This window comes from Streptomyces sp. YGL11-2, assembly GCF_050054615.1.
Taxonomy (GTDB): domain Bacteria; phylum Actinomycetota; class Actinomycetes; order Streptomycetales; family Streptomycetaceae; genus Streptomyces.
In genome coordinates this window covers 45,543-57,064 of sequence record NZ_JBNHIN010000008.1, presented here as the reverse complement: position 1 = coordinate 57,064, position 11,522 = coordinate 45,543, and the positions used below count along the sequence as shown (strand labels likewise).

General features: G+C 74.1%; 7 protein-coding genes. 4 read left to right on the top strand and 3 right to left on the bottom strand.

The features are described 5' to 3' along the window. Positions 1 to 112: 112 nt before the first annotated feature. Together ACO1BR_RS11665 and ACO1BR_RS11660 are read right to left on the bottom strand one after the other, a co-directional pair. Positions 113 to 2,146, bottom strand: a complete 2,034-nt coding sequence (locus ACO1BR_RS11665) for an N-acetylmuramoyl-L-alanine amidase (protein ID WP_426794974.1) — start codon at positions 2,144 to 2,146, stop codon at positions 113 to 115. A gap of 342 nt (positions 2,147 to 2,488) precedes the next feature. Further along, on the bottom strand, positions 2,489 to 3,622 hold the full coding sequence (locus ACO1BR_RS11660; protein ID WP_159505035.1) for an aminoglycoside phosphotransferase family protein: 1,134 nt from the start codon (positions 3,620 to 3,622) through the stop codon (positions 2,489 to 2,491). Positions 3,623 to 3,906: 284 nt separating this feature from the next. Here ACO1BR_RS11660 and ACO1BR_RS11655 point away from each other — a divergent pair, with 284 nt between their 5' ends. Next, positions 3,907 to 5,427: a hypothetical protein gene (locus tag ACO1BR_RS11655; RefSeq protein ID WP_426794973.1), complete on the top strand. Its 1,521-nt coding sequence runs from the start codon at positions 3,907 to 3,909 to the stop codon at positions 5,425 to 5,427. Between the two features lie 352 nt (positions 5,428 to 5,779). On the opposite strand, the gene ACO1BR_RS11650 is transcribed toward ACO1BR_RS11655, so the two are convergent. Further along, positions 5,780 to 7,249, bottom strand: coding sequence for a PP2C family protein-serine/threonine phosphatase (locus ACO1BR_RS11650; RefSeq protein WP_426794972.1), 1,470 nt, complete (start codon positions 7,247 to 7,249; stop codon positions 5,780 to 5,782). 313 nt (positions 7,250 to 7,562) lie between these two features. On the opposite strand from ACO1BR_RS11650, the gene ACO1BR_RS11645 reads away from it, so the two are divergent. The 3 genes from ACO1BR_RS11645 to ACO1BR_RS11635 all read left to right on the top strand — a co-directional run bounded on the left by ACO1BR_RS11645 (position 7,563) and on the right by ACO1BR_RS11635 (position 11,521). Next, on the top strand, positions 7,563 to 8,987 hold the full coding sequence (locus ACO1BR_RS11645) for a HEAT repeat domain-containing protein (protein ID WP_426794971.1): 1,425 nt from the start codon (positions 7,563 to 7,565) through the stop codon (positions 8,985 to 8,987). Between the two features lie 159 nt (positions 8,988 to 9,146). Further along, positions 9,147 to 10,280, top strand: coding sequence for a glycosyltransferase family 4 protein (locus ACO1BR_RS11640; RefSeq protein ID WP_159509962.1), 1,134 nt, complete (start codon positions 9,147 to 9,149; stop codon positions 10,278 to 10,280). Continuing rightward, complete coding sequence (locus ACO1BR_RS11635) at positions 10,277 to 11,521, top strand: glycosyltransferase (protein WP_426794970.1); 1,245 nt, start codon at positions 10,277 to 10,279, stop codon at positions 11,519 to 11,521. Before ACO1BR_RS11640 ends, ACO1BR_RS11635 begins: the two co-directional genes overlap by 4 nt. The last annotated feature ends 1 nt before the right edge of the window (position 11,522 follow it).

Here is an 11,522-nt window from a genome sequence, read left to right as displayed (position 1 = left end):
CCCCCCCCCCCCCCCCCCCCCCCCCCCCCCCCCCCCCCCCCCCCCCCCCCCCCCCCCCCCCCCCCCCCCCCCCCCCCCCCCGACGCGCTCTTCAGGTGCGCAACCCGATCGTCTAGGACCCCGACGCCGGTGCCTCCGAGGACCTGACGTCGACATCGGCGGCCCGCACATACCCCACCCGGTGGCCGAGCTGGATCTCGTAGTACACGTCCCGGCCGCGGACGACCGCATGCTGGGCGAGGTCGTAGGTCGGCGAGTAGAAGTAGTCGCTCCGCACCCGCCCGCCGACCGCGTACGCCTGACCGGCGAGGAGCTTGTACGGCAGCGGGGAGACCGCCTGCACCGGCACCTTCGACGGGTAGGCGGCGGTCTCCGGGTACGCCCGTCCGTAGACCGGGATCTCCGCCCGGCCGGCCTTCGGGGTGGCGACCAGGCCCTTGGCGTCCACGGCCGTCGGCATGCCGAGCGGATTGCGGAACCACGCCTTCTGCCCGAGGTACCAGATCGCCGTCCAGTCGCCGGACCGGCCGGCCACCGCGAACCGCTGGCCCGTCGTCGCCCGCGCCCCCGTGTCATTGACCCCGGTGGTCGTGGCGGAGCCGTCCGGATGCAGTCCGATGTCCCGGATCAGCGGGGCGCCGTCGCTCGGCGCGGTGTGCAGCCGGACGGCCGTGGAGCCGTGGACCGGGCACTGCTGCCCGGCCTTCTCGCAGCCCGTGTAGACCGGCCGGTTGAGCTGGTAGAGGGGCAGGATGGTCACCAGGCCGCCGCGCGGGCCCGCGGTGGGGAGGAACGGCCGGCCCAGCAGGGTGAAGTAGTGCGCCCAGTCCCAGTACGGCCCCGGGTCGGTGTGCATCCCGGGGATCGTGGACGTCGTGGTGCCCGGGACGTTGTCATGGCCCAGGATGTGCTGCCGGTCCAGCGGGATGCCGTACTTGTGGGCCAGGTACGTCACCAGGCGGGCCGACGTCAGGTACATCGCCTCGGTGTACCAGGCGTCCGGCGCGGCGAGGAAGCCCTCGTGCTCGATGCCGATCGAGTGCGAGTTCACGAACCAGTTGCCCGCGTGCCAGGCGACGTCCTTGGTCGGCACGTGCTGCGCGATCAGCCCGTCCGAGGAGCGGACGGTGTAGTGCCAGGAGACGTACTTGGGATCCTTGATCAGCCGCAGGCTGGTCTCCCAGGAACCCTCGGTGTCATGGATGACGATGGTGTCGACCCGCTGGTCCTTGGGGCGGTTTGCCAGGTCGTGGTTGCCGTAGTTGGTCTTGTCGTACACCTCGTACGGGGCCGGCCAGGACTCGCAGGCGACGGACCAGGGGCACTCCAGCTCACCGGCGGAGCCGTGGCCGGAGGCTCGCCGCGCGGAGCCGGCGGACACGCCGATACGTTTCGCCTGGGTGGGGTCGGGGGTGAGCGCCGGCGCGGCGGCCAGGGTGACCCGCTGCCCGGCGTCGGTGGTCCGCGACTGTCCCCGGCGCATCACCGCGTACACGTCGTTCGCGAAGGCGGCGCCGCCGCGCGCGCTGTCCTCGCCGCCGTAGCGCGCCACCGCCGCGTACCACTTCGCCGGGTCGCTGCTGGCCGGCAGCCCCAGCCCGCGCTGCGCCGCGGCCAGCAGCGCGGCGCCGCCCAGCACGTTCGCCGCGGAGTCGGAGCGCAGCGTCGCCGCCGGCAGCCCGGTCAGCCGCGCGGCCTGCGGCAACGTCCGTAGCCTGGCCGGGAGTTGGGCGGGCAGCACCGCCCGGCGCTGCTGCGTGGCCGGTACCGTACGGCGGGTCCGGGCGGTGTCGCCGCGGGCGTCCTCGCCGTCCGCGCTGAACTCCGGCTGGCGCGCCACGGCCGCACGGGCGTCGGTCAGGTGCATCGGGCCGTAGCCCCCGGAGACACTGGGCGCGCCGCCGTGGCCGTCCCAGCGGGACTCCAGGTACGAGACGCCCATCAGCACACTGCGTGGCACATGGAAGCGCGCGGCGGCCTTGCCGAAGGCATGCTGGAGGGTGTCCGAACGGGGCTGCCGGGCCTGCGCGGACGGGGCCGCCGAGATCAGCGGCAGCAGCAGTACCGCGGCGGCGACGGCGGTGGCGGACCTGCGCAGGGCGGGACGGTGGATTCTGGTGTCGTCTTCCGGGGCGGATCCTCGCAAAACAGCCTCCTCAAGCCGGCCCGAGCCGGGGCGGTGTGACGGTGTGCCAGGACCCGGTCCGGCCTGCGCCGTCGGCCGGGTCCTTCGGCCGTGCGGGAGAAACCGAGACTAAAGCCCTCGGTCGGCTGAGAGCCAGAGGCTTGCCGACGTTCCGTCAACTACCTGATCCGGTCAGGATGTCGCCTGTCAGGGCATCACCGGAGGAGCTTTCCCGGAGCGGGCCCCGGGCCTGCGGAGCGTCAGTGGAATGGACCAATACAGGGGTGAGCGGCGCGCCCCCGAGGGGCTGCGCCGCTCACCATTCCCCTTCGGGGGTGCCGCCTCGCCGGCACCCCCCGGCGGTCAGCGAGTGCCGACCGCCGCCCGTACCGCACGGCGTGCCATCTGGCAGTCGTCGTGCAGTCGGCGCAGGAGCAGCCGCTGCTCCTCGCCCGCCGCGGGCACCCCGGGCTGTCCCGGACCCGGTGTCCCGGTCGGCGTGGGCTCGCGCATGGTGCGCTGGACCGCGGTCTCGTAGCGACGGATCTCGCGGGTCAGCACCAGCATCAGATTGACCAGGAACGCGTCCCGCGAGGCGGTGCCCGCGGACTGGGCGAGCTGGCTGATGTGCCGGCGGGCCACCGGCGCGTCGCCGAGCACCGACCACAGGGTGGCGAGGTCGTAGCCCGGCAGGTACCAGCCCGCGTTGTCCCAGTCGAGCAGCACCGGGCCCGCCGGGGACAGCAGGACGTTGTTCAGCAGTGCGTCGCCGTGGCAGAACTGGCCCTGGGTGTGCGAGAGGCCGTGCAGCAGCTTCTGGAGATCACCCAGATCGCGGTCGGTGAGCAGCCCCAGGTCGTGGTAGCGCCCGATCCGGCCCGCGTAGTCCAGGGGGGCGTCGAACAGCCCGGCGGGCGGGCGCCAGGCGTTGACCCGGCAGATCGCCCCGAGCGCGGCCCGCACATCGGCCCGCGGCGGCGCCTCGGAGGGGTGCCGGGTCAGGGCCGCCACCCGGCCCGGCATGCGCTCCACCACCAGCGTGCAGTTGTCGGGATCGGCCGCCACCAGACGCGGCACCCGGACCGGGGGACGGTGCCGGACGAACGCCCGGTACGCGCTTATTTCCTGCCGGAAGCTCTCGACCCACGCGGGCGAATGGTCCAGTAAACACTTGGCGACCGCGCTCGTCCGACCGGTCGTGCCCACCAGGAGCACGGACTTTCCGCTGCGGCGCAGCACCTGGACCGGATTGAACTCCGGACAGATGCGGTGCACCGAGGCTACGGCGGCGCGCAGCTGGGCGCCCTGGGGGCCGGACAAGTCGAGTCTCCCGCTGAGCGGTTGGGTGCCCATCCCCTGTGCCCGCCGGTTCCGGCCGCCGGGGAGACCGGTCACCGCCCCCGCGGAAGGGGAGGGATCGAGATACGGCCCGCTGCCGGCAGGATGCGGGCGGTACGTCCGAGTGGGGGCGGTCACGGCGGACGATGCTGCATACATGGGTGAGACAGATCCCTTCGTGCGCCGACGAGTTGCGTGCGCTCCCGGCCCGGTGGGGGAACCCGTGAACGGGCCCCGTGCAGAAGGCCGATCCAGGGTCCCTGTGAAGGGCGCGCACCCTGGGGAATGCGGTCCCGCCACCGGGCCGGGGGCTGCACACCTACCGAACACGCGGCTATGGGTGGCAGACCATCTGGCGCACCCTGGCGAACCCTGGCGAATGGTCGCACCGCATGTCACCGGCCCGTTACTGTCAACTCAGTCGAGGAACCTGGGGGCTTGACGTGAACAGGGAGCCGAACACCCGTCTCGCGGATCTTTTCGGCCTGGCCGGCTGGTCCAAAGGAGAGCTGGCGAGGCTGGTCAACCGGCAGGCGGCGGCCATGGGCCATCCGCAGCTGGCAACCGACACCTCGCGGGTACGGCGCTGGATCGACATGGGGGAGACCCCCCGGGATCCGGTGCCCAAGGTCCTGGCTTCCCTCTTCACCGAGCGCCTCGGCCGTGTCGTAACCATCGAGGACCTCGGGTTCGCCAGAACCGGTCGCTCGGGGAAGCGGCAGGCCATGGACGGTCTGCCGTGGGCTCCCGAACGGACCGCCGCGGTCCTCACGGAATTCACGGGAATGGACCTCATGCTCAATCGACGCGGCTTGGTGGGTGCGGGCGCTGCGCTCGCCGCGGGCTCCGCACTCACCGGCGCCATGCACGACTGGCTGCACACCGACCCGGCCTCTACCGCCCTGCGCCACGACGATCCGCTCGCCCACTCCTCCCTGCACGAACTCGACCAGATCGGCCTCGACCGCTACGAGGCGGCCCCCGTGGGGTCGCAGGAGATCGACGCGCTGGAGCGCTCGGTCGAAGTCTTCCGCGCCTGGGACGCGGCCCGCGGCGGCGGGCTGCAGCGCAAGGCCGTGGTGGGCCAGCTCAACGAGGTCGGCGGAATGCTCGCCTACCGCCACCCCGACCACCTCCAGCGCAGGCTCTGGGGGGTCGCGGCCAACCTCGCCGTACTGGCCGGCTGGATGTCCCACGACGTCGGCCTGGAACCCACCGCCCAGAAGTACTTCATCATCGCCGCCCATGCGGCCCGCGAGGGCGGCGACCGCCCGCGGGCCGGCGAGGCGCTCTCCCGGGCCGCGCGCCAGATGGTCCACCTGGGCCGTCCGGACGACGCCCTCGACCTGATGAAGCTGGCCCAGTCCGGATCCGGTGGCGAGACCCTCCCGCGGACCCGCGCCATGCTGCACACCATCGAGGCGTGGGCTCAGGCGTCGAAGGGGCACGGCCAGGCGATGCGCCGCACGCTCGGCGAGGCGGAGGAGCTGTTCGTCTCGGACAAGGGCGACGTGCCGCCGCCGTGCTGGATGCAGATGTTCGACGAGGCGGACCTCCACGGCATGCAGGCGCTGGCGTTCCGTACGCTCGCCGAGCACGACCCGTCGGCCGCCAAGATCGCCCAGAGCCACGCCAGGAAGGCCCTCCAGCTGCGGGAGCAGGGCCGTCAGCGGTCGCAGATCTTCGACTACATCTCGATGGCCTCGGCCTGCTTCATCGGCGACGACCCCGAACAGGCCGACCGCTACGCCCGGTTGGCGCTGGTCTCCATCGGCGAGAACTCCTCGCACCGCACCTGGGACCGGCTCCGCGAGATGTTCCGGCTCACCGGCCAGTACGCCAACTTCGGCAAGATCCAGGACCTGCGCGAGGAGATCCAGCAGGTCCTGCCGAAGGCGAAGCCACGGCCCAAGGGAGCGGCGCTGGGGCCGGGAATCGGGACGGCACCGAACTTCTCGGTCTGAGCAGCACCCGCGCTACGGACATGGTGCCGGGCCCCCACCTCGTTGCTCCTCTCGGCCGCTCCGGCACACCGTGCGACCGCGTGGACCTCGACGTGTGCCGCGATCCGGGTTCGCCGTCACCACCCGATCAAGAACACCCGATCAACCCGATCAAGAACACCCGATCAGCAACCATCTTCGACCGATCGTCATCCCTTCCCGACCGGCCTCGATGGACCCCAACGGATCGTTGCCAGAGGGAATATGACGAGCCGTCAACCCACTCCGAACTCCTCACCGACCCCGACCCCGACCCCCTCGGGGCGACCGGCGTCCCCACAGCCGGTCCGCCCTCGGCCGCCGCGGTGTCGCGTCAGCCGCCGACCCTGGCGATCAGCACACACGCGTCATCCTCACGCTCGGTGCTGCCGAACTCCTCGACCACGACACGGACGCTGTCCTGTGCGCTGCGGGCCGCGCTGAATCGCGGTGCCAGGGCCAGCAGTTGTTCGGCGCCCTCATGGGCGCTCTGCGGACCGTGGGTGCGGCGCGGGGCGAGCCCGTCGGTGTGCAGGACGAGCAGATCGCCGGGCTCCAGCCGTTCGATGCGCTCGGCGTAGGTCGCACCCGAGGTGGCCCCCAGCAGGACACCCTCGGGCGGGTCCAGCGCGCGCCCCGTGCCGCCGCGGAAGAGCAGCGGCGCGGGGTGCCCGGCTTGGGCCCACTCCAGCGTGCGCGCCTCGGGGTCGAACCGGCAGCACACCGCGCTGCCCAGCGCCGGCTGGGCGGAGGTGTCCAGCAGCTGGTTGAGAAAGCCCATCAGCGGCCCGGGCCGGTGGCCCGCGACGGCCATCCCGCGCAGCGCGCCGAGCACCATCGCCATGCCGGACGTCGCGGCGACGCCGTGCCCGGTGAGGTCGCCGACGCTCAGCAGGGTCTTGCCGTCGGGGAGTTGCAGCGCGTCGTACCAGTCCCCGCCGATCAGTGCGGACGTCCCCGCCGGAAGGTAGCGCCCGGCCAGGTCGAGGGTGACGGGCCCGCCCTGCGGGAACCGCAGGGAGCCGCGCCATGGCGGCAGCACGGCTTCCTGCAGCTCGACCGCAAGCCGGTGCTCGGTCTGCGCGATATGCCGTTGGCGCTGCAGCGAGTCACGGGTCTCGCGCACCGCCATCTGGCTGCGGCGCAGCTCGCTGACGTCCCGGAGGACGGCCCACATGCAGGCCGTACTGCCGTCGGCGTCCAGCACCGGCTCGCCCACCATGTGCACCGTGCGGACGCCGGCGTCGGCGCGCACGATGCGGAATTCGCCGTCGATCGGCCGGCCGTCCACCAGGCAGTCCGTGACCATCACGGCGAGTGACTCCTGGTCGTCGGCGTGCACCAGGGACGGCAGTTCGTCAAGGGTCAGCGGGCCCTCGGACGGATCCCGGCCGAACATCGTGAAGAGCTCGTCGGACCAGCTCACCTCGTCGGTGAGAAGGTTCCACTCGGCGCTGCCCACCCGGCGCAGCAGCGCGCCGCGCTCATGGGTCTCCGGCTCGGGCGGGGCCACCGGCGGCTCGGCGCACGGCTCCGGCTCCTCCTCCGCGATCTCGGCGGGCAGGCCCTCTCTGAGCTGGTCGAGGTGACCGCCGAGGTCGTCCAGGTGGTGGACGGCGAGATCGCACAGCGCCCGCTGCCAGCGCAGCTGCGGGTCGGCGGCGAGATCAGCTGCCACCGAGGACTCTCTGCGCACCGCGTCGAGACCACCGCGCAGGCTGCGGGCCTGCGAGATGAGTGCCTCGACCGCGTCGCGCTCGGGTGTCCGATCGGCTGGGTGATCCGCGAAGAGAGGGGGCGGCATGACGTACTCCGTGATCAGGCGGCGCCGGGTCGTATGGGCCGGTAACGACTCTTGCACAGGCTGCGACCGTCCGTAAGGGATTTGGCATTACCCGATACGGTGGTGCACCTGTCATATGCCAACGGCCTCCCGGCGGCAGCCTCTGCCGAATCTGCGGAATGCCGGCTTCCACGCTAGGCTGCGGGCCGCCGTACAGCTGTCTACCCCGCCGATCCACGGTGGGAACGACGCATAAGGCCCGCGGTCACCGGCAAGAATGCCGGTCAGCGGAAATCCCGTTGCCAGCCTGTCCCCCGCACCGGATGCTGACCTCATGTTCGATCCAGACATAGCGCCCAGTGGCACCCTGCTCGGCCTCCTCCAGCGAGGCCGCGGCGACGGGACCCTGCATGCCCTCGCGGCGCCGCGGGCCGAGGCGCTCGCGGCACTCAACGACAGCGTGCTGCGCGACCCCCGCCGCGACTGGCAGGTCGAGAACCGCTCGCTCTATTACGCGCGCCTCTACATGCAGCTCGACGGCGGGCTCGAAGAGATCGAACGCCACCTCTTCCACCCCGACGACCTCACCGACACCGGCGAGGAGCGCACCGGCCTCGCGCTCTCCGTCCTCGGCCACCTCGCCGCGTACGGCAGGGACGCCGCCCGGCTGCTGCTGCGCAGCTACGCCGCGGCCGGCAGCAACTGGCGCTGGGCGCTGGACGAACTCGCGCTGCGCGACGACGACGCCGGGCTGATGACCCTGGCCCCCGCCGTCCTGGCGCGCTTCCCCGAGACCGAGCAGGGCGCGGCCGAGCTGGCCGCCGCCGTCCGCGACGCCTTCGAACCCCGGCCCTGGCGGCTGTGGGCCGAGGATCCGCGGTACGGCGCACGGCTGGCCGCCGCCGGGGAGCAGGGCTCCTTCGACCGCTGGCAGCGGCAGCTGCGGCCCCGCGGCCCGCGGCCCGGCTGGAGCGTCACCGAGGTACTGGACTGGGCCCAGCAGGAGCTGGACCCGCGCCACGGGGAGCACCGGCACATCGCCGCCGCCCGCTGCCTGAGTGCCGTCGCCGGACCGGAGGACCGCCCCGAACTGCTGCGCGCGGCGCGCACCGGACCGGACACGGCGCGTGCCGCCGTCCTTCACCACCTCGCCGAACGCGGCGACGCCGAGGTCCTCGACCTCATCGAGGCCGCGGTGACCGATCCGCTGTCCTCCGGGCAGCTGACCGCCGCGGCGCTCGCCTCGTACGAGCGGATGCGCAGTGTGGCCGCCGTCGAGCGGGCCCGGGTCTGGGCCGCGCGGACGGATCGGCTGGGCGCGTCCGCCGCCGCGATGCTGGCCCGGCGCGGCGCCCGGCGCGACACCGAGCTGGTGCTGGCCGCGCTGCGCCGGACGGTGCGCGAGGAGGGGCCGGACGCGCACGGTCTCTGGGAACTGGTCGACGGCGCCGGCCGCCTCGGCGTCGCCTGCGCGGCCCCGGTGCTGCGCCACGTCTACCGCGAGACGTCCTCCTCCCACCTCCGCGGCCGGGCCGCCGGGGCGCTCGCCGTCACCGACCCCGGCTTCGCGGCGGGCTTCGCCGTCGAGTGCCTGTGGGACTGCGAGGAGAGCACCCGCGAACTGGCCGCCCGGCACGCCGCCACCGGCGACGACCGGGTCGTCGAGCAACTCCGCCGGCTGGCCGCCGACCCGGCCGAGGAAGCCGAGGTCCAGACGGCCGTCCGCAGCCGCTTCGGCCCGGACGCGTCGGCGGTGTGAGCGGTGCGGGAGGGCTGCGGGCCGCCGCTGTCCTGAGGCGGCCGGCGTCCGGCCGGCCGGACCGCGCCGCCGCCTCCGCAGGGGAACGCTCATGGGACGTTCGCCGGTTGGAAAGATCCCCTTGGTCCGGTCCACGCACGGTGCGTGGACAACAGCGGTATGCGTGTCGTCATCGTCACCGAATCCTTTCCGCCCGATGTCAACGGCGTCGCCCACTGCGCCCTGGAGACCGCCCGGCATCTGGTCCGGCGCGGGCATGAGCCGCTCGTCATCGCGCCGCTCGGTGGCTCCGCGCCGGCCGCCGGTTCGTACGGGTACGAGAGCCCGTGTCCTGTGGTGCGGGTGCCGTCGATGCCGTTGCCCGGGTATCCGCAGGTGCGGATCGCGCTGCCGGGGCGGCGGCTGTCCGCGGCGCTGGCCGGGCACCGGCCCGATCTGGTGCATCTGGCCAGCCCGTTCGTCCTCGGTGCGCGGGGGATGGCGGCGGCGGCACGGCGGCGGGTGCCGGCGGTCGCGGTGTACCAGACCGACATGGGGCGTTACGCCCGTACGTATCTGGGGCGCGGCGGGCCGACGGCCTGGCGGCGGATTCGGGCGGTGCACGCCGCCGCCGATCTCACGCTCGCGCCCTCCAGCTCGGCGCTGCTGGATCTGACCGAGCACGGTGTGCCGCGGGTGCGGCTGTGGCCGCGCGGGGTGGACTCGGAGCGGTTCGACCCCGGCCGGCGGGACGCGGTACTGCGCAGTTCGCTGCTGGCCGGGCGGGAGCTGCTGGTGGGGTACGTGGGGCGGCTGGCGCCGGAGAAGGACGTCCGGCTGCTGGCCGAGACCTCGCGGCTGCCCGGGGTGCGGACGGTGGTGATCGGCGAGGGCCCGAGCGCCGCCGGGCTGCGGGCGCAGCTGCCGGAGGTGCGGTTCCTGGGGCGCCGGACGGGCGACGAACTGGCCCGGCTGTACGCCTCGTTGGACGTGTTCGTGCACACCGGGCCGTACGAGACCTTCTGCCAGACGGTGCAGGAGGCGATGGCGTCCGGTGTGCCGGTGGTCGCGCCGGGCGCCGGCGGGCCGCTGGATCTGGTCGACCACGGTCGTACGGGCCTGCTGGTGCCCCCGGGCGACGGCGGTGCGGTACGGGACGCGGTGCGGCTGCTGGGCGGCAGCGCCGAGCTGCGGGTGCGGTACGGCGCGGCCGGCCGGCGGGCGGTGGCGGACCGCACCTGGGAGGCGGTCGGCGACCAGCTGCTGGGCTACTACGACGACGTGCTCGCCGACCGGACGGCGGTCGCGGCATGACCGGGCGCCGGGACCGGGACGCCGCGCGGGGCCTGCGGATCGTACGGATCGCCAACTTCGTCACGCCGGCCTCCGGCGGCCTGCGTACCGCGCTGCGCGAGCTCGGCGTGGGCTACCGGGCCGCCGGCCACGAGCCGGTGCTCATCGTGCCGGGCCCGCCCGGCGCGGCGCCCGGCGCGGGGATACGGGACGAGCACACCGCGCAGGGGAGGGTGATCACCCTCCCCGGCCCGGTGGTGCCGGGCAGCGGCGGCTACCGGGTGCTGACCGACCATCGGCGGCTGCGGCAGCTGCTGGAGGCGCTGGCCCCCGACCGGCTGGAGGTCTCCGACCGGACGACGCTGCGCTGGACGGGGCAGTGGGCGCGGCGGGCGCGGGTCCCCGCGGTGATGGTCTCGCACGAGAGCGTGGACGGGGTGCTGCGCACCTGGGGGGTGCCCACCCCCGCGGCCCGCACCGCCGCGGACCGGCTCAACCGGCGGACCGCGTACGCCTACAGCCGGGTGGTGTGCACCACCGAGTGGGCGGCCGCGGAGTTCACCCGGGTCGGGGCGCGGAACGTGGTGCGGGCGCCGCTCGGGGTCGATCTCGCCGCCTGGCATCCGGACTGCCGGAGCGAGGGGCTGCGCAGCCGCCACGCGGGGCGGGCGGCGGTCCTGCTGCTGATGTGCTCCCGGCTGTCGCAGGAGAAGCGGCCGGGACGGGCGCTGGAGGCGCTGGTGGAGCTGCGGCGGCGGGGCGTGGACGCGGCGCTGGTGGTGGCCGGTGAGGGGCCGCTGCGGGGGCGGCTGGAGGCCCGGGCGCGGGCTGAGGGGCTCCCGGTGGCGTTCCTGGGGCACCTCGCCGACCGGGAGCGGCTGGCCGGGCTCCAGGCGAGCGCCGATGTGGTGCTGGCGCCCGGCCCGGCCGAGACGTTCGGGCTGGCGGCGCTGGAGGCGCTGGCCTGCGGTACGCCGGTGGTGGCGAGCGCCGCCTCGGCGCTGGCCGGGCTGGTGGGCGGTGGCGGCGACACGGCGCTGGACGACGGCCCGTCCTTCGCGGACGCGGTGCAACGGGTGCTGGCGCGGCCCGAGGCGGTACGCAGGGACGCCGCCCGGCGGCGCGCCGAGGGGTACGGGTGGCGGCCGGCGGTGGCGGCGTTCCTGGCGGCGCACGACGCGCCGCGGCTGAGCGGTGACCCGTCGGTTCGGGTCGCCGATCCGGTGGTTCCGCGGCCGGTGGGGCCCCGGGGCGGGTGGTGAC